Annotated in this window: 16 protein-coding genes; all 16 read left to right on the top strand. The window is 66.5% G+C overall.

Translation table 11 applies throughout. The features are described from left to right. The first annotated feature begins 1 nt into the window (after position 1). The 16 genes from LFT45_RS08870 to dnaE all read left to right on the top strand — a co-directional run bounded on the left by LFT45_RS08870 (position 2) and on the right by dnaE (position 19287). Entirely contained in the window at positions 2-1474 is a 1473-nt protein-coding gene (locus tag LFT45_RS08870) for a UDP-N-acetylmuramoyl-tripeptide--D-alanyl-D-alanine ligase (protein WP_236807979.1), read from the top strand. Then, entirely contained in the window at positions 1471-2580 is a 1110-nt protein-coding gene (gene mraY, locus LFT45_RS08875; RefSeq protein WP_236807980.1) for a phospho-N-acetylmuramoyl-pentapeptide-transferase, read from the top strand. The genes LFT45_RS08870 and mraY overlap by 4 nt, the downstream gene beginning before the upstream one ends. Continuing rightward, on the top strand, positions 2562-4181 hold the full coding sequence (gene murD / locus LFT45_RS08880; protein ID WP_442863610.1) for a UDP-N-acetylmuramoyl-L-alanine--D-glutamate ligase: 1620 nt from the start codon (positions 2562-2564) through the stop codon (positions 4179-4181). Before mraY ends, murD begins: the two co-directional genes overlap by 19 nt. Before the next feature lie 2 nt (positions 4182-4183). After that, on the top strand, positions 4184-5515 hold the full coding sequence (ftsW, locus tag LFT45_RS08885; protein ID WP_236807982.1) for a putative lipid II flippase FtsW: 1332 nt from the start codon (positions 4184-4186) through the stop codon (positions 5513-5515). A 10-nt stretch (positions 5516-5525) separates the two neighbouring features. Beyond that, entirely contained in the window at positions 5526-6626 is a 1101-nt protein-coding gene (murG, locus tag LFT45_RS08890; RefSeq protein WP_236807983.1) for an undecaprenyldiphospho-muramoylpentapeptide beta-N-acetylglucosaminyltransferase, read from the top strand. Next, positions 6623-7999 (top strand): UDP-N-acetylmuramate--L-alanine ligase, encoded by a 1377-nt coding sequence (murC, locus tag LFT45_RS08895; RefSeq protein WP_236807984.1) that lies wholly within the window; start codon positions 6623-6625, stop codon positions 7997-7999. The genes murG and murC overlap by 4 nt, the downstream gene beginning before the upstream one ends. Further along, on the top strand, positions 7992-9155 hold the full coding sequence (locus LFT45_RS08900) for a cell division protein FtsQ/DivIB (RefSeq protein ID WP_236807985.1): 1164 nt from the start codon (positions 7992-7994) through the stop codon (positions 9153-9155). Before murC ends, LFT45_RS08900 begins: the two co-directional genes overlap by 8 nt. A 213-nt stretch (positions 9156-9368) precedes the next feature. Beyond that, a complete protein-coding gene (gene ftsZ / locus LFT45_RS08905) occupies positions 9369-10601 on the top strand; it encodes a cell division protein FtsZ (protein WP_236807986.1) in 1233 nt (410 codons plus the stop codon). A 69-nt stretch (positions 10602-10670) separates the two neighbouring features. Beyond that, positions 10671-11417: a polyphenol oxidase family protein gene (locus LFT45_RS08910; RefSeq protein WP_236807987.1), complete on the top strand. Its 747-nt coding sequence runs from the start codon at positions 10671-10673 to the stop codon at positions 11415-11417. Further along, positions 11410-12183 carry a YggS family pyridoxal phosphate-dependent enzyme gene (locus LFT45_RS08915; protein WP_236807988.1) on the top strand — a complete coding sequence of 258 codons (774 nt, stop codon included), beginning with the start codon at positions 11410-11412 and terminating at the stop codon, positions 12181-12183. Before LFT45_RS08910 ends, LFT45_RS08915 begins: the two co-directional genes overlap by 8 nt. 89 nt (positions 12184-12272) lie before the next feature. Continuing rightward, positions 12273-12803, top strand: a complete 531-nt coding sequence (locus LFT45_RS08920; RefSeq protein WP_236807989.1) for a cell division protein SepF — start codon at positions 12273-12275, stop codon at positions 12801-12803. Positions 12804-12950: 147 nt separating this feature from the next. Beyond that, positions 12951-13238: a YggT family protein gene (locus tag LFT45_RS08925; protein ID WP_102973980.1), complete on the top strand. Its 288-nt coding sequence runs from the start codon at positions 12951-12953 to the stop codon at positions 13236-13238. A gap of 170 nt (positions 13239-13408) precedes the next feature. After that, the gene (locus LFT45_RS08930) at positions 13409-14104 is read left to right on the top strand and encodes a DivIVA domain-containing protein (RefSeq protein ID WP_102973981.1); all 696 of its coding nucleotides are present in this window, start codon (positions 13409-13411) and stop codon (positions 14102-14104) included. 81 nt (positions 14105-14185) lie between these two features. Further along, a complete protein-coding gene (gene lspA / locus LFT45_RS08935; RefSeq protein ID WP_236807990.1) occupies positions 14186-14758 on the top strand; it encodes a signal peptidase II in 573 nt (190 codons plus the stop codon). Then, a complete protein-coding gene (locus LFT45_RS08940) occupies positions 14751-15677 on the top strand; it encodes an RluA family pseudouridine synthase (protein ID WP_236807991.1) in 927 nt (308 codons plus the stop codon). The genes lspA and LFT45_RS08940 overlap by 8 nt, the downstream gene beginning before the upstream one ends. 52 nt (positions 15678-15729) lie before the next feature. Beyond that, a complete protein-coding gene (gene dnaE / locus LFT45_RS08945; protein WP_236807992.1) occupies positions 15730-19287 on the top strand; it encodes a DNA polymerase III subunit alpha in 3558 nt (1185 codons plus the stop codon). Positions 19288-19335 lie beyond the last annotated feature (48 nt).

Consider the following 19335-nt stretch of genomic DNA (forward strand, 5'->3'; position numbering starts at 1 on the left):
CATGATTGAACTAACTGCGGCGGAAATCGCCGAAATCACCAATGGCCGGCTGCTTGCCGACCCCGGCGTCACCCCCTCATCCGTGGTGACCGACTCGCGGGAGACCGTTGCCGGCTCCCTCTATGTCGCCAAACCGGGCGAAAGCGCAGACGGGCACAGCTTCGTGGGTGCGGCCTTTGACCGCGGCGCGGTTCTTGCCCTTACCGAGCGCGAAATCAAGGACGACGCCGGCCGGACCTATCCGTCCGTTGTCGTCGAGGATGCGGTTCTGGCCATGGGGGCCCTCGCGGCTGAGGCGGTCCGGCGGATCAGGCAACACCGTGAGTCGGCGGGTGAACAGCTGACCGTCATCGGCATCACCGGTTCGGCAGGGAAAACCACCACCAAGGACCTGCTCGCGGGAATCCTATCGGCCGAGGCGCCTACCGTTGGACCGCAGGGTTCCTACAACGGCGAGGTCGGCGTGCCCCTCACCGTGTTCCAGGCGGGCTTTGACACCCGGTTCCTGGTCATCGAGATGGGGGCCACCGGCGTCGGACACATCCGCTACCTGGCCGACATGGTCCGGCCGGAGATCGGCGTGGTGCTCTGCGTGGGAACAGCCCACGCCGGGGAGTTCGGCGGCGTGGAAAACATCGCGGCCGCCAAGGGCGAGCTCGCCGAGGCCGTACCCGCCGCGGGCACCGCCGTGCTGAACCTTGACGATCCCCGCGTTGCCGCCATGGCCGCCCGGACCCGCGGGAATGTGCTGGGCTTCTCCTCCCGGGATGCTGATCCGGACGCTCCTGCTGTCCGGGCCGCCAACCTGGACACCAACGCCTCGGGCAACCCGGAGTTCGACCTCGAAGTGCCGGGGGAGCCCACGGTCCGGGTCAGCAGCAAACTCATCGGCGAACACCACGTGGCAAACCTCCTCGCCGCCGCGGCGGCCGCGCACGCGGCCGGTGTACCGGCGGACAGAATCAGCGCCTCCCTCAGTTCGCAGTCCGCGGCCAGCCGCTGGCGCATGGAGCGGACCGAGCGGCCCGACGGCGTCACCGTCATCAACGACGCCTACAACGCCAACCCGGAATCCATGCGGGCGGCCCTGCGCACGCTGGCCGACCTCGGCCGCGGACGCCGCACCTGGGCTGTGCTCGGGGCCATGCTGGAACTGGGAGACGATTCCATCCGCGAGCACACCGCCGTCGGCACGCAGGTGGTGCGGCTGAACATCTCCCGCCTCCTCGTGGTCGGCCGGGAAGCGCGTTCGCTCTACGTGTCCGCCGTGCAGGAAGGGTCCTGGGGCGATGAATGCATCTTCGCCGAGACGGTTGACGAGGCCTACGAACTGCTCCAGGAGCAGCTCGAACCCGGCGACCTGGTGCTCTTCAAGTCCTCGAACAGCGTCGGACTGCGCCATTTGGGTGATCGGATAGCATTACCCCCACACGCCACCCCCACAAATGCCAATGAAGGGAGCGAGCTGCTGTGATTGCACTACTGATCGGCGCTGGCCTGGCCCTGCTGCTGGCTCTGGTGGGTACGCCGCTGTTCATCCGCCTGCTGGTCCGTAAGAGCTACGGCCAGTTCATCCGCGATGACGGACCCACCTCGCACCACACCAAACGCGGTACGCCCACCATGGGCGGCACAGTGGTGGTGGGCGCAGTCCTGCTGAGCTACGGCCTGACGCACCTCATCATGTGGCTCATGAACCCCCGGTCGGCCGGGCCGTCGGCCTCTGCACTGCTCCTGCTGTTCCTGATGGTGGGGATGGGCCTGGTGGGCTTCCTGGACGACTTCATCAAGATTTCCCGGCAGCGCAGCCTGGGCCTGAACGCCAAGGCGAAGCTGATCCTCCAGGCGGCGGTAGGCATCATCTTCGCCGTCATGGCTCTGTACTTCCCGGATACGGACGGCCTTACCCCGGCGTCCACCAAGATCTCGCTGGTCCGTGACATCCCGTGGCTGGACCTGGCGTTCGGCGGCACCGTGCTTGGCGCGATCCTCTTTGTGCTGTGGTCAAACCTGATCGTTACCGCCGCCACCAACGGGGTCAATCTCACCGACGGACTGGACGGACTGGCCGCGGGCGCCGCGGTCATGGTCTTTGGCGCCTACACGCTGATGGGCATCTGGCAGAGCAACCAGGCCTGCGGCTCGCCGCGTCAGGCGGGCGGGGGCTGTTATTCCGTCCGGGATCCGCTGGACCTGGCGCTTCTTGCGGCGATCATGAGCGCCGCGCTGGTGGGCTTCCTGTGGTGGAACACCTCACCGGCCAAAATCTTCATGGGCGACACCGGCTCCCTCGCGATCGGCGGCGCCATCGCAGGGTTCGCCATCCTCTCCCGCACCGAACTGCTCCTCGCCTTCATCGGTGGCCTGTTCGTCCTCATCACGCTCTCCGTCATCATCCAGGTGGGCTACTTCAAGGTGACCAAGGGCAAGCGCTTCTTCAAGATGGCGCCGCTGCAGCACCACTTCGAACTCAAGGGCTGGGCGGAGGTCACCGTGGTAGTCCGGTTCTGGATCCTCGCCGGCCTGTTCGTCGCCGCGGGCCTTGGCATCTTCTACGCAGAATGGGTGGTCCTCCTGTGAACGGCTCCGAATCCCGCGCTGAAGTATCCGGTGCGCCCCTAACGGGGCCGGCCAGGCTCAGCGGCCTGGTCAGCTGGGACTCCGACTGGGCCGGACTGCGCGTCGTGGTCACCGGGATCGGTGTGTCGGGCTTCGCGGCCGCGGACACGCTGATCGAACTCGGCGCCCGCGTGGTGGTGGTCGACGGCGCCACCACGGAAACCGCGCAGGCCAAGGCGGACACGCTGCGGATCGTGGGCGCGGCCGACGTCCTCCTGGGGGAGGATGCCGTCCGCACCCTGCCGAAGATCGACGGCCTGAAGCCGGACCTCGTGGTCACCTCGCCCGGCTGGCGTCCGGACCAGGCCCTGCTCGCGGCCGCCGCCCGTGCCCACATCCCGGTCTGGGGCGACGTCGAACTCGCCTGGCGCCTGCGCGTCCGCGAGGGCCGGAAGACCGCCGACTGGCTCACCATCACCGGCACCAACGGCAAGACGACGACGGTCGGCCTGACCGAGTCCATGCTGCGGGCCGCGGGCCTGAAAGCGATCGCAGTGGGCAACGTCGGCACTCCCATCCTCGATGCCCTGCGTGACCCGGTGGAGTACGACGTCTTCGCGGTGGAGCTCTCCAGCTTCCAGTTGCACTGGTCCCACTCCGTCTCGGCGGTGGCCAGCGTGTGCCTCAACGTCGCCGAGGACCACGTGGACTGGCACGGCTCCTACGAGTCCTACCTGGCCGACAAGGCCAAGATCTACGAAAACACGCAGAAGGCCTGCATCTACAACGACGAGCAGATCGAAACCGAACGCATGGTGGAAGACGCTGACGTGGTGGAGGGCTGCCGCGCCGTGGCGTTCACCACCCTCACGCCGGCCGTCAGCATGCTCGGCGTCGTGGAGGGCCTGCTCGTGGACCGGGCCTTCATCGCCGAGCGGAAGGACAGCGCCGTCGAACTGGCGTCCATGTCCGACCTCGGCCCGGTGGCCCCGCGCCACATGGTGGCCAACGCCTTGGCCGCCGCCGGCCTGGTGCGCGCCTACGGCGTCAGCCCCGAGCACGTGCGCGAAGGGCTGCAGGCCTACATCCCCGGAAGCCACCGCATCCAGCCGGTCGCCAAGCAGCACGGCGTTCTGTGGATCAACGACTCCAAAGCCACCAACCCGCACGCCGCCTCCGCGTCCCTGGCCGCCTTCGACACCGTGGTGTGGATTGCCGGCGGCCTGTCCAAGGGCGTCAGCTACGACGACCTGGTCCGCGACCATGCACGCCGCCTGAAAGCCGTGGTGCTCATTGGCAAGGACACGGCGACACTGGAAGAGTCCCTGCAGCGACACGCACCGGATGTCCCCGTCATCCGGCAGGCCGCAGGCCACACTGAAATTGTGCAGTCTGCCGGAACCGGACAAGACGCCGCACCGGATTCAGCAGAAACCGGGGAGGCAGTGATGGCACGGGCCGTCGCATCGGCGGCACAGCTCGCCGCCTCGGGTGACACTGTGCTGATGGCCCCGGCTGCTGCATCCATGGATCAGTTCTCTTCCTACGCTCACCGTGGCGACGCCTTCATTGCCGCGGTCCGCGAGCTCGTGGAAGGGGAGGCCCGGACCGGCAAGGAGTAAGAATGGTCAGCACACCCACACGTCCGGCAGCCGCCCGGCAGCGGGCGGGGGAGAAACCCGGACCGGGTGCTGCATCGACGCCGCCGGCCTCCAGGATTCCCACCAGCGGCCGGTTGCAACGGTGGTACAGGCGCTTCTGGTCCGCCCTTGAGGGAAACGGGAAGTCGCGCAACGGCTCCACCTACTACCTCATCCTGGGCACCACGCTGGCCCTGACCGCCATCGGCATCATGATGGTGCTCTCGGCCTCCAGTGTGGAGGCCATTGCCGCGGGTGAGTCGCCGTACACGGCGGCGCTCAAACAGGGCCTGTTCGCCGGCATCGGCATTTTCTGCATGTTCATGCTGTCCCGCATCAACGTCGTGTGGCTGAAGCGGCTCGCGTGGCTGGGCATCATCATCGCCTATGCCCTGCTGGCCCTCGTACTGGTCATTGGAACCAGCGTCAACGGCAACAAGAACTGGATCGACGTCGGCGGGTTCTTCACCCTGCAGCCCTCCGAGGCAGCCAAGCTTGCCCTGGCCCTGTGGATGGCCACCGTCCTGGCCAAGAAGGCGTCGCTGCTGCACCACTGGGGACACGCAGTGGTCCCTGTGGTGCCCATAGCCGGCGGGATCATTGGACTCGTCCTGGTCGGAAACGACCTCGGCACCGGCATGATCATCATGCTCATCACGGCCGCCGCCCTCTTCTTCGCCGGGGTACGCCTCTACCTCTTCGGGTTCGCGGCAGTGGGCCTGGGCGCGGTCATAGCGTTCATGGCCATGACCAGCTCCAACCGGGTCTGCCGCATCACCTCGTGGTGGACCGGCCAGAGCTGCGGCGACGGCATCGACGCCAACTACCAGTCCACCAACGGCCTCTACGGGCTCGCCTCGGGCGGCTGGTTCGGCGTCGGGCTCGGACAGAGCCGGCAGAAATACAGTTGGATCCCCGAAGCCCACAACGACTTCATCTTCGCCATCATCGGTGAGGAACTCGGCCTGGTGGGGACCGTCGTCGTACTGGTCCTGTTCGCCATCCTGGGCGCCGCCATCTACCGCGTGGTGGTGGCACAGGAGGACCTGTTCCACCGGGTCCTTGCCGGAACCATCATGGTGTGGCTGCTGGGCCAGGGGACGGTCAACATGGCCGTGGTCACTGGCCTGATGCCGGTGATCGGCGTTCCATTGCCCTTCATCTCCTACGGCGGTTCGGCGCTGCTGATGTCGCTCTGCGCGATCGGCGTAGTGTTGTCACTGGCCCGGGAACAAATGGCGCCCAACATCCGGCCCCGTAAGATACTCGGCCCGTTGCGGCTGCCCGGGCGCAAGAAATCCCGTACGAAAGCGTAACCAGCACCTGATGAAAACTGAGTCATTGTCCGTGGTCCTCGCCGGCGGCGGAACAGCAGGCCATATCAACCCGCTGCTGGCCATTGCCGCCGCTATCCGCGATGCCCGCCCCGACGCCCGGCTGCTCGCCGTTGGAACGGCCGCCGGCATGGAGACCAGGCTGGTCCCGGCTGCCGGGCTGGAACTGGCCACCATCGACCGTGTCCCGTTCCCGCGGAAGCCTTCCGCGGACCTGCTCCGCCTCCCGGGACGCCTCGCCGGGGCCGTCCGGCAGGCCGGGCGGATCCTCGACGACGCCGCAGCCGACGTCCTCGTCGGTGTGGGCGGGTACGTGTGCACGCCGATGTACCTTGCTGCCTGGCGGCGGAAGATCCCCATCATCATCCACGAAGCCAATACCCGGCCGGGCCTGGCCAACCGGGTCGGCGCGCGGCTGAGCCGGCACGTGGCAGTGGCGTTCGCCGGCACCCCGCTCCGCAACGCCCGCCACGTGGGCATGCCCATGCGCCGCGAAGTCTCGGCCATGGTCAGGGCAACGGCGCGGAACGGCGCCCTGCGCAGCCTGGACCTGCAGCCTGAAAAACCAGTGCTCATCGTCACCGGAGGCTCGTCCGGGGCGCAAAGCATCAACCGCACCGTGGCGGCCTCGCTCGAAGCGCTGTCCCGGGCCGGCGTCCAGACCATCCACATCACCGGCCGCGGCAAGTCCGTGGCGGACTCAGAAGGCAACGCGCTCAGTGCCGACGGCTACCGCCAGCTTGAGTACGTCGACGGCATGGAAACCGTCTACGCTGCGGCTGACCTGCTGCTCGCCCGTTCCGGCGCTGCCACGGTAAGCGAGGTCGCCGCCGTCGGCGTTCCCGCGGTCTTCGTGCCGCTGCCGATCGGCAACGGTGAGCAGGCGCTGAACGCCCGCGGACTGGTGGAAGCGGGCGGCGCCCTGCTGGTGGCGGACCGGGACTTCACCCCCGAATGGGTCCGCACCAGCCTCATCCCGCTGCTGACCGACCGTTCCCGCCTCGACGCGATGGCGGCGAACGCGGAGAACCTTGGCATCCGAAATGCCGACCAGCTCATGGCCGACCTCGTACTGGAAGCGGTATCCAAATGACCACCAACGCAGCACCCAGCCAGGAAGCACTGGGCCGCGTGCACTTCATCGGGATCGGGGGCGTAGGCATGTCCGCGGTCGCCAGAATCATGGTGGCGCGCGGAATTCCCGTCAGCGGCTCGGACGCGAAGGACCTGCCGGTCATGAACGAGCTCGCCGCGGCCGGCGCCCGGATCTGCGTGGGCTACGGCGCCGGCAACCTCGGCGACGCCCAGACCGTCGTGGCAGGATCGGCGATCCGCGCCGACAACCCCGAACTGGAGGCCGCCCGGGCCGCCGGCCTGCCGGTGCTGCACCGCTCCGAAGCCCTGGCCGCCACCATGGGCGATGACCTCGTGGTGACCGTGGCCGGAACCCACGGGAAGTCCACCACAACGTCCATGATCACCGTGCTGCTGCAGGGCGCAGGCCTTGACCCGTCGTTCGCGATCGGCGCCAATGTTCCGGCGCTCGGCGTCAACGCGGCGAACGGCAGCTCCCAGGTTTTCGTTGCCGAGGCGGACGAATCCGACGGTTCGTTCCTGAACTACCGTCCGCAGATCGCCGTCGTCACCAACGTGGAACCGGACCACCTCGACCACTACGGCACCGCCGAGGCCGTGTACGAATCCTTCGACCGCTTCACGGCACTGCTGCCGGCGGACGGCGTGCTGGTGGCCTGTGCGGACGACGCCGGCGCGCATGCGCTGGCGCTGCGCACCCGCGAGCGGGGCAATGCCCGCGTCGTCCTCTATGGCACCTCTGAGGCCGCAGACCTCCGGCTCGACGACGGCGGCCCGGGCAAGGTGGCCATTACGACGGCGGGCGGCCGGTTCCCGCTGGCACTGCAGGTCCCCGGACGGCACAATGCGCTGAACGCTGCTGCCGCCATGGCGGTGGCCCTCGAACTCGGTGTGGACGCGCAGGCCGCTGCCTCCGCCCTGGCCGCCTTCTCCGGCGCGTCGCGGCGCTTCGAATACAAGGGGGAGGGCAGGGGCGTGCGGGTCTACGACGACTACGCCCACCATCCCACGGAGGTGCGGGCAGCCTTGGCGGCGGCCAGGTCCGTGGCCGGCGACCACAAGGTCCATGTCCTCTTCCAGCCGCACCTGTTCTCCCGGACCCGGGAGTTTGCCGCAGAGTTCGCCGACGCACTCAAGGCCGCCGACACTGCCCTGGTGCTCGACATCTACCCGGCCCGCGAGGATCCCATCCCAGGCGTCACCAGCGCGCTCATCACTGAGCATCTCGGCGCAGACAGCGGCCTGGTGGGCGGCGACGAGGCCGTTGCCGCCCTGGCCTCCGCCGCGGGGCCAGGGGACATCATCCTGACCGCCGGCGCCGGGGACGTCACCGCCTACGGGCCGCTCATCGTGGAGTCCCTCGGTGGCTAGCACCAGGCGTCCCACGTACCGTCCTGCCAAGCCCGCCGCCCGGGACACGGGCAGCGGGGACACCGCGGGCCGGGGGACTGCGGGCCGGGAGGCTGCCGCTCGTCCCGACGGCGGCACGCCGGCCGTGATCACCGCCACCAAGGGCGTCCCTGAGGGAACGGCACAGGAGAAGGTGCAGGCCGCCGCGCCGAAGGGCAGCACGGCGTCGAAGGTGCAGGCCGCCGCGCCGCAGGGCAACACCGCACCGAAGGGCAACACTGCACCGAAGGGCAAGACGCAGGCCAAACCAGCCAAGGCCCCCTGGCCGCGGCTCAAAAGCCCGGAACCGGCCAAACCGGGACCTGCCAAACAGGGACCTGCCAAACCGGGACCTGCCAAGCCGGGACCTGCCAAGCCGGGACCGGATGCCAATAGACCGGACACCGCCGGACAGGACAATGTGCTGGCCTTTCCCGAACCCCGGGGCCGGCGCATCAGGCGCAACATCCTGGTTGCCGTGTGTATCACGGCTGCCCTCGTGGCGGGGCTCATCGTTGCCGCCGTCTACTCCCCGGTGCTGGCGGTCCAAAGCGTGAGCATCACCGGCACCAAGCTCCTCAAACCCGCCCAGGTGCAGGCGGCCCTCAAGCCAATTCTGGGCAAGCCGCTGCCGCAGGTCAGCGATTCAGAGGTCGACGCGCTGCTGAAGCCGCTCGTCCAGATCAAGTCGGTCACCACCCAGGCCCACCCGCCGTCCGTCCTGGCGGTGCAGATCCAGGAACGCGTGCCCGTTGCCCTCGTGAAGCGCGGCAAGGACTACATGCTCGTGGACGTCGACGGCGTGCGCCTCGGCACCACCGCAGACCCCGCCTCCGTGAAGCTGCCTCTGATTGACGGCGGCGCGGGCACCATCGGCAAGGACCTGTTCCAGGCCACGGCCGAGGTCCTCGGCGCGCTCCCGGCCAACGTGCTTGCCAAGCTCTCCAACGCCTCCGCCAAGTCCGTCGACGCAGTGGAACTGAAGCTGCTGGACGGCCAGACCGTCATCTGGGGCAACGCGGGGGAGAAGGAACTCAAGGCCCGGGTGCTGGAGGCGCTGCTCAAGGTGCCGGCAGATCCCCTCAACCCGGTCAGCACCTATGACGTAAGCGTGCCGCGGCATCCGGTGACGCGGTGATCTTGCGTGATCTTGACGCCCGGCACCCGTGTATTTCACGGGGATTAGGACGACACGCGGTGGCGGTTATTGAATGTAGCCAGCAGAGGAAATAGCGTCACAGACGTGAGTTACTTGACATAACTATAACCTTCAACTGGAAGGTTAAGGTTCAGGGCTTCAAGCTCGACTCCATCAGTTTTCGCAATAGGACACTAACAAGGGACACGTAACGTGGCAGCTCCGCAGAATTACTTGGCCGTCATCAAGGTCGTCGGCATCGGCGGCGGTGGCGTGAACGCAGTCAACCGCATGATTGAGGTGGGTCTCCGCGGCGTCGAATTCATAGCAATCAACACCGACGCCCAGGCCCTCCTGATGAGCGATGCCGACGTCAAGCTCGACGTCGGACGGGAACTGACGCGCGGGCTGGGTGCCGGGGCAAACCCCGAGGTCGGCAAGCAGGCTGCCGAGGACCACGCTGACGAGATCGAGGAAGTCCTCCGCGGTGCCGACATGGTCTTCGTGACCGCAGGTGAAGGCGGCGGCACCGGAACCGGCGGCGCGCCGGTCGTTGCCCGCATTGCGCGCTCCCTTGGCGCCCTGACCATCGGTGTGGTCACCCGTCCGTTCACCTTCGAAGGCCGGCGCCGTGCAGGCTCCGCCGAGGCGGGCATCGACGCCCTGCGCGACGAGGTGGACACCCTGATCGTGATCCCCAACGACCGCCTGCTGTCCATCAGCGACCGCAACGTCTCCGTCCTGGACGCCTTCCGCTCCGCCGACCAGGTCCTGCTGTCCGGCGTGCAGGGCATCACGGACCTCATCACCACGCCCGGCCTGATCAACCTTGACTTCGCGGACGTGAAATCAGTCATGCAGGGTGCAGGGTCTGCCCTGATGGGTATCGGCTCCGCGCGCGGCGAGGACCGCGCGGTCAAGGCAGCAGAGCTCGCCATCGCCTCCCCGCTGCTCGAAGCGTCCATCGACGGCGCCCACGGTGTCCTGCTGTCGATCCAGGGCGGCTCCGACCTCGGACTGTTCGAGATCAACGAGGCTGCGCGCCTGGTGCAGGAAGTTGCCCACCCCGAGGCCAACATCATCTTCGGTGCGGTCATCGACGACGCCCTGGGCGACGAAGCCCGCGTCACCGTCATCGCAGCCGGCTTCGATGACGTCAAGGCCACCTCGCCGTCCATGGACCAGTCGCAGCCGCAGGCTGCACCGCAGCGGCCCGCCGTTCCGGCAGTCGCCCCGCAGAGCCAGCCCTCCGCGGGCAGCCAGCAGGTCCACGTTCAGCCCGTGCACGCCGGTGTCGGCGCGGCAGGCCTCAGCAGCTGGGGCCAGCAGCGCCCGTCCGCCGTCCCTGCTGACTCGGGTTTCGACGTCGATCTTCCGTCGGTGGTGGAGCCTGACCTGACCGGCAGCCGGTCTGATGACCTGGACGTCCCCGATTTCCTGAAGTAGGAGGATGCCGGGCGGACATCCGCCCGGCAGCTGACCCTGCTTCCTAACCCTGAGTGCCGGAGTTCCGAATTGTTTTTGTGGCGTGCTGAAGTGCAGCCTGGCGTGTCCGTGGCGTTCACCGACACGAACGCTGGCAACCTCGCCCTGCATGTGGGCGATGACGCGGCCGCGGTGCTTCACCGCCGGGCAAGGCTGGAGGACGTCGCCGGTATCTCGCCGCGCAGGTTCCAGTACATGAACCAGGTCCACGGCAACGAAGTGTCCCTCGTAGTTGAATCTGGAGCAGCGGTTGAAGCTGGAACAGCCGGTGAAGCTGGCACAGCCGCCGAAGCTGGCCTGCCGGCACCGACTGCGGACGCGCTGGTGTCCCTCGGCGGCCCGCTTGCGGTGATGGTGGCGGATTGCATTCCGCTGGTCCTCGTGGGTGCAGGGTCTTCCGGGCCTGTACTGTCCGCCGTTCACGCCGGCCGGCCGGGCCTGTTCTCCGGCGTCATTCCGGCGGCGGTGCAACAAATGCGCGCCTCCGGGGCCACGGACATCCGCGCCTGGCTCGGCCCGTCTGTCTGCGGGAACTGCTATGAGGTGCCCGCCGAACTCCGGGACGAGGTTGCCGCCCACCTGCCGTCCGCATGGTCAACCACATCCTGGGGGACGCCGGCGCTCGACCTGCCCGGCGGCGCCGCCAGCCAGCTCGACGCCCTCGGCGTTCCCATCGAGTACCGGGGGCCCTGCACGCTTGAAAACGAGTCCTTGTTTTCCTACCGCCGCGACTCCCGGTCCGGCAGATTCGCCGGACTGGTGTGGACCCATGACTGACAGCCCGGAACCCCGGAATGCCCAGACAACACAGGATGCCCGGACACTACAGGATGCCCGGACAGTGCAGCTGGGCGAGCGCCTTGACGCTGTCCGGCAGCGCATCAGCCGAGCCGCCGCGGCGACAGGCCGCGGGAACAACCCGCCGAGCCTCATAGTGATCAGCAAATTCCACCCGGTCGAGGACGTCCGCCGGCTGGCAGCGCTTGGTGTCAGGGATTTTGGCGAGAACCGGGACCAGGAGGCGTCGGCAAAAGCCGAAGAACTCCAGGCCCTGGACCTCACCTGGCACTTCGTGGGCCAGCTCCAAAGCAAGAAGTCCAAGACGGTGGTCCGCTACGCCTCGGCCGTGCACTCGGTGGACCGTTCCCAGCTCGTGACGGCCCTGGAGCGGGCCATGGCCGGCCAGCAGGAACTGACCGGACGCGGCGACCTGGACTGTTTCATTCAGGTGGGCCTGGACGACGACGCCGGTGCGCACCGCGGCGGGGCCACCCCCGCCGAAGTGCCGCAGCTGGCTGAACAGCTCGAAGCCGCGGGCGGTCTCCGCCTCGCAGGTGTTATGGCGGTGGCGCCGCTCGGGGCGGATCCGGAGCGGGCCTTTGAAAAACTGCTGGGCATTTCAACCGGCCTGCAGCAGGATTTCCCCGGCGCCACGGGGATTTCCGCCGGCATGAGCCAGGACCTGGAAGCAGCCGTCCGATTCGGTGCGACACACCTCCGAATTGGCTCAGATATTCTCGGTTCCCGCCCGGCCGTGCGGTAGCGTCTGTCGTATTGGAACTGAATGGCGGGGATTCCAATGCTGTCTTGACCTTTGGGCGGCCCGCTTCCGGACACGATTAGGAGTCGACCATGGCTGGCGCTCTGCGCAAGACAATGATCTATCTTGGGCTCGCCGACGGCGATGAACACTACGAGTCTGAGCTTTCCACCCAGCAAAAGGACGAGGACAACTCAATGGAGCATGACCGTGAAGAGCGCCGCGCGCCGGCGCCGCTCCGAGAGGTCACCCGTGAAGTGCCACCAGCTGCCGAAGAGGAATACCGCGCACCCGTGACACCCATTAAGCGTGCGGCATCGAGCCGTGAAGAGACCACCGGACTGCGGCAGATCACCACGATCCACCCGCGTTCTTACAACGACGCCAAGCTCATCGGCGAAAGCTTCCGTGACGGTATCCCCGTCATCATGAACGTAACGGACATGGGGGAGTCGGACGCGAAGCGGCTTGTCGACTTTTCCGCCGGCCTCGTCTTCGGTCTGCGCGGAAGCATCGAGCGCGTGACAAACAAGGTCTTCCTGCTGTCGCCGTCGTACGTTGAAGTCATCGGAGATGACAAGAAAGCCAGCGAGGCCACGGCCAGCTTCTTCAACCAAAGCTAAAAACGGCGCTCCGGATGCCAGGCAGGGACGCACCTGCCTGGCATCCGTGCTGAAATAGGGGATCAGCATAATCTGGCAGGAATCCCCTGGCCGGTATCCCAGGGCACCGTGGTGCCCGCGATGAACATGGAGACAATGGGTTAGCTCATGGGAATACTATTCGGGCTCGTCTATATCGTCCTGCTGTTCATTTTCGTCGCTTTGATTGTCCGCCTCGTCTTTGACTGGGTTCAGATGTTCGCGCGGGAATGGCGTCCGCGCGGGGTAGCATTGGTGGCGGCTCATGCGGTCTACTCGGTGACCGATCCGCCACTGAAGGTTCTTCGGCGCCTTATCCCGCCGCTGCGGCTGGGCGGCGTCTCACTGGACCTCGGGTTTCTGGTGCTGTTCATCGGCCTGAGCATTGCCATGGCGATCACCAAGTCATTTGCATAACTTCATATCAGCTTGCCGCGCCGGAACCGATCCGCATGGATGCTGCTCCAGCGCAGAAAGCCTTTTCTTTGACGCCACGGTGTTGAATTAGAGGAACCAGACCATATTTAGGTACCGTAGTTTTGACGGCCGGAAGGCCTCCTGACGAACTAGACCAACGAGGTGACCAGATGGCTTTGACGCCAGAAGACGTTGTCAACAAGCGCTTTCAGCCGACCAAGTTCCGCGAAGGCTATGACCAGGACGAAGTTGACGACTTCCTGGACGAGATCGTCGTCGAACTGCGGCGCCTGAACCAGGAGAACGAAGAACTTCGCAAGAAGCTCGCCGAAGGCGGCTCCGGATCGCCGGCTGCCACCTCCGCCGTCCCCCCTGTTGTTGAGAAGGTCCCCGCGCCGTCCAAGTCCGAAAAGGACGAAGCCCGCGCGAAGGCCGAAGCTGAAGCCAAGGCCGCCGAAGCTGCCAAGAAGAAGGCAGCCGAGCAGGCAGCCCCCGTTGCAGCCCCGGCACCCGCCGTCACCAGCAGCAACGTCTCCGAGTCCGCTGCCGGCCTGCTGGCCATGGCGCAGCAGATGCACGACCGTCACGTGTCCGAGGGCCAGCAGCAGCGCGACAAGATCATCGCTGAAGCACAGATCGAAGCCAGCAGCCTGGTCAACGACGCGCAGGAGAAGTCCCGCAAGATCCTTGGCGCCCTCGAACAGCAGCGTTCCGTTCTCGAGCGCAAGGTGGAGCAGCTCCGCGGCTTCGAACGCGACTACCGTTCACGCCTGAAGGCCTACATCGAGGGCCAGCTGCGCGACCTGGACGCCCGTGGTTCCGTTGCCGCCCCTGAGGTCGGCGAAAGCAGCAGCGCCGCCGTTTAGCACGTATTCTGAAGGCCGGTGGCTGAGGATTCCTCGGCCACCGGCTTTTGCCATTAACGACGGTTCCCGAATGAAAGCACCATGACTGACGACCTTGCCGCTGACGCAGCGCATCCAGCCTCATCATCACCGCGGCCCCGGCGCGGCGTCCTGCTGTCCCTGTTCGCGGGGCTGGCAGTGTTCGCCTACGTCTTCGACCAGCTCACCAAACTGTGGGTGACCAGCACCATGGTGGAGGGTGAACGCATTCCGGTGCTGCCCCCGCTGCTGCACTGGTACTACATCCGGAACTCCGGCGCGGCCTTCTCCATCGGCGAGAATGTGACCTGGGTGTTCACGATCATCATGGTGGTGGTCGCCGCCGCCATCCTGTTCCAGCTGCGCAAGCTCGGATCCGCGTGGTGGGCACTGGCGCTGGGCCTGCTGTTCGGCGGCGCCCTGGGAAACCTGACGGACCGGCTGTTCCGTGATCCGTCATTCGGAATGGGGCACGTGGTGGACTTCATCCAGCTGCCCAACTTTGCGATCTTTAACATCGCCGACTCGGCCGTGGTGTCCTCGGTGGTCATCATCTGCCTGCTGACCCTGCGGGGGATCGCCCTTGACGGTTCGCACCACAGCGTCGAAAAGCGGGACGGGACCGACAATGTCTGAGCGCGTGGTGGTCCCCGAGGAGCTGGACGGGGCCCGCGTGGACGCTGGCCTGGCCAAGCTGATGGGCATGTCCCGCTCGTCCGCCGCGGCGCTGATAGCCGAAGGCAACGTGGTCAGCGGCGGCAAACCGGTGGGGAAGTCCGCCAAGCTCGCGTCCGGCACCGTGCTGGACGTGACGGTCCCCGAGCGCCGGGATCCCCTTGAAGTCGTGGAGGAAGTTGTGGAAGGCCTGAAGATCCTGCTGGATGACGACGACTTTGTGGTGGTCGACAAGCCGGTAGGGGTCGCGGCACACCCGTCCCCGGGCTGGGTAGGACCCACCGTCGTCGGCGGACTGGCCGGGGCCGGCTACCGCATTTCCACGTCGGGCTCCGCCGAGCGTGCCGGCATCGTCCACCGCCTCGACGTCGGGACCTCGGGGGTCATGGTGGTGGCCAAGACAGAACCCGCCTACACCGCCCTCAAGCGGGCCTTCAAGGAACGCACCGTGGACAAGGTCTACCACGCCGTGGTCCAGGGCCTGCCGGATCCCCTGCAGGGCACCATCGACGCCCCGATCGGTCGCCATCCCGGCCACGACTGGCGCTTCGCCGTCATCGAGGACGGCCGGCCGTCGGTGACGCACTACGAGGTCCTCGAGGCGTTCGGCAAGGCCACCCTGGTGGAGGTGCACCTGGAAACCGGCAGGACCCACCAGATCAGGGTCCATTTCGCCGCGCTCCGCCATCCGTGTGCCGGTGACCTCACCTACGGGGCCGACCCGCGGCTCGCCGCTACCCTCGGGCTCACCCGGCAGTGGCTGCACGCCCGTGAACTGGGCTTTGACCACCCGCGTACCGGGGAACGGGTCACCGTGACCAGCGAGTACCCCGAGGACCTCGCCTACGCCCTGGAAGTCCTGGGCACCGGCAAGGCCTGAGCCTGCGGCACGCCGGCACTGATTGTCAGAGGGTCGGCACTAGAATGGTCCGGTGACTTCCAGCAATGACTCGTTCGTACATCTCCACACCCACACCGAGTACTCGATGCTGGACGGCGCCGCCAGGCTCGGTGAGCTGTTCGAGGAAACCGAGCGGCTCGGCATGCCTGCCCTGGCGACCACCGACCACGGCTACCTCTTCGGCGCCTTCGACTTCTGGCGGAAGGCCACCGACAAGGGCATCAAACCCATCATCGGCGTCGAAGCGTATGTGACTCCCGGGACTGCGCGCGGCGACAAGGGCCGGGTCCGCTGGGGCGACGAGAGCCAGCGCAAGGACGACGTCTCCGGTGGTGGCTCGTACACCCACATGACCCTGCTGAGCTACAACAACGTGGGCATGCGCAACCTGTTCCGTGCCTCCTCGATCGCCTCCCTGGATTCGGTGTTCGGCAAGTGGCCCCGGCTGGACCGCGAGCTGCTGAACACCTACTCCGAAGGGCTCATCGCCACCACCGGCTGCCCGTCCGGCGAGGTCCAGACCCGGCTGCGGCTCGGCCAGTACCGCGAGGCCCTGGAAGCCGCTGCGGAATTCCGTGACATCTTTGGTGCGGAGAACTACTTCTGCGAACTCATGGACCACGGCCTGGACATTGAACGCCGCGTCACCGGCGATCTCCTGCGGCTGGCCAAGGACCTGAACCTCCCGCTCGTTGCCACCAACGACCTTCACTACACGCATGAACACGACGCCAAGGCGCACGAGGCCCTGCTGGCGATCCAGTCCGGCTCGACGCTGCTCGAGCCCACCTACGACAACGGCGGTTCCCGTTTCGCGTTCTCCGGAAGCGGCTACTACCTGAAGTCGCCGCAGGAAATGCGCGAGCTGTTCCGCGACCACCCCGAGGCGTGCGACAACACGCTGCTGATCGCCGAGCGGTGCGAGGTGTCCTTCAACACAGGCGCCAATTACATGCCCCGGTTCCCTTGCCCCGAGGGCGAGGACGAAACCTCCTGGCTCGTCAAGGAGGTCGACAAGGGACTCCACTACCGCTACCCCCAGGGCATTCCGGACAAGGTCCGCAAGCAGGCTGACTACGAGCTGGAAGTCATCACCTCGATGGGCTTCCCCGGCTACTTCCTCGTCGTGGCCGACTTCATCAACTGGGCCAAGAACAACGGCATCCGCGTCGGTCCCGGACGTGGCTCGGGCGCCGGCTCCATGGTGGCCTACGCCATGCGCATCACCGACCTTGATCCGCTTCACCACGGCCTGATCTTCGAGCGCTTCCTCAACCCGGACCGCGTTTCCATGCCTGACTTCGACGTCGACTTCGATGACCGGCGACGCTCCGAGGTCATCGACTACGTGACGCGCAAGTACGGTGACGAGCGCGTGGCCATGATCGTCACCTACGGCACCATCAAGACCAAGCAGGCGCTGAAGGACTCCTCCCGCGTGCTCGGGTATCCGTTCAGCATGGGCGAGCAGCTGACCAAGGCACTGCCGCCTGCGGTGATGGCGAAGGACATCCCGCTGGCCGACATCCAGAACAAGGATGCCAAGCGCTACAGCGAGGCGGGGGACTTCCGGCAGCTGATCAGCACGGATCCCGAGGCCGCCAAGGTTTTCGAGACCGCACTTGGCATTGAGGGCCTTAAGCGGCAGTGGGGCGTGCACGCGGCCGGCGTGATCATGTCCTCGGACCCCATCATCGACGTCATTCCGATCATGCGCCGTTTCCAGGACGGCCAGGTCATTACGCAGTTCGACTATCCGACGTCCGAAGGCCTCGGCCTGATCAAGATGGACTTCCTGGGCCTGCGAAACCTGACGATCATCTCGGACGCCCTGGAAAACATCAAGATGAACCGCGGCGTCGACCTGGACCTTGAAACGCTGGAGCTGGATGACGCGGCGTCCTATGAGCTGCTGGCCCGCGGCGACACGCTGGGCGTGTTCCAGCTCGACGGCGGTCCCATGCGATCCCTGCTCAAACTCATGAAGCCTGACAACTTCGAAGACATCTCCGCCGTCCTGGCGCTGTACCGGCCGGGACCGATGGGCGCCAACGCGCACACCGACTACGCCCTGCGCAAGAACAAGATCCAGGAGGTCATCCCGATCCACCCGGAGCTCGAGGAACCGCTGAAGGAGATCCTGGGCGGGACGTTCGGCCTGATCGTGTACCAGGAACAGGTCATGGCCGTGGCGCAGAAGCTGGCCGGCTATTCGCTGGGCCAGGCAGACATCCTGCGCCGCGCCATGGGCAAGAAGAAGAAGTCTGAGCTGGACAAGCAGTTCGCCGGCTTCTCGCAGGGCATGCAGGACAACGGCTACTCCATGGAGGCCGTCAAGACCCTGTGGGACATCCTGCTGCCCTTCTCCGACTACGCCTTCAACAAGGCCCACTCGGCGGCGTACGGCGTGATTTCCTACTGGACGGCGTACTTGAAGGCGCACTATGCGCCGGAGTACATGGCCGCCCTCCTGACCTCGGTTGGCGACGACAAGGACAAGTCGGCGATCTACCTCAACGAATGCCGGCGCATGGGCATCACCGTACTGCCGCCGGACGTCAACGAGTCGGCGCTGAACTTCACCCCGGTCGGCAATGACATCCGCTTCGGCATGGGCGCCATCCGCAACGTCGGCGTCAACGCAGTCGAGGCCATGGTGGCGGCCCGCGCGAGCGAGGGCGCGTACACCTCGTTCAAGGATTACCTCATGAAGGTGCCCGCCGTGGTGTGCAACAAGCGCACCATCGAATCCCTGATCAAGGCCGGAGCCTTCGACTCGCTGGGCCACCACCGCCGCGCCCTAGCCATGATCCACGAAGAAGCCATCGACTCCGTCATCACCCTTAAGCGAAACGAGGCGATCGGCCAGTTCGATCTCTTCGCCGGTTTCGATGAGGCCGAGTCCGAAGCGTCGCTCAGCATCGAGATTCCCGACCTGCCGGAATGGGAGAAGAAGGACAAGCTCGCGTTCGAGCGGGACATGCTGGGCCTGTACGTCTCAGACCACCCACTGCAGGGCCTGGAAGGGGTCCTGAGCCAGCACGCCGACCAGTCCATCACCTCCATCATCGCGGAGGACGGGCCGCACGACGGCGCCATCATCACCATCGCGGGCATGATCACCTCGCTGAGCCGCCGGATCGCGAAGGCCAGCGGCAACGCCTATGCCCGGGCGGAGATCGAGGACCTCGGCGGTTCCATGGAAGTCATGTTCTTCGGCCAGGTCTACGGGCCGATTGCCTCGGTTCTCGCCGAGGACCTGATCGTGGTGGTCAAGGGCCGGCTGCAGCGGCGCGACGACGGTGCCGTGACCCTGAACTGCATGGAGCTCTCCGTTCCGGACCTCAGCCAGGGCACCAACGGGCCGCTGGTGATCACCATGCAGACGCACAAGGCCACCGAAGCCGTGGTCACGGAACTGGGGGACGTGCTGCGCAACCACCGGGGCAACTCCGAGGTCCGGGTGAACCTGCAGGGCGACAGCCGCATCGAGGTCATGGCGCTTCCCGTGCACCTGCGGGTGAACCCCAACCCGTCGCTGTTCGGGGACCTGAAGGTGCTGCTGGGACCGGCCTGCCTGGACGCGTAGCTGTCCCGGACCTCGCTGTTGCCTGCACCGGACTCCGGTGTAGGTCAG

The sequence above is a fragment of the Arthrobacter sp. FW305-BF8 genome, assembly GCF_021789315.1.
Lineage (GTDB): Bacteria > Actinomycetota > Actinomycetes > Actinomycetales > Micrococcaceae > Arthrobacter.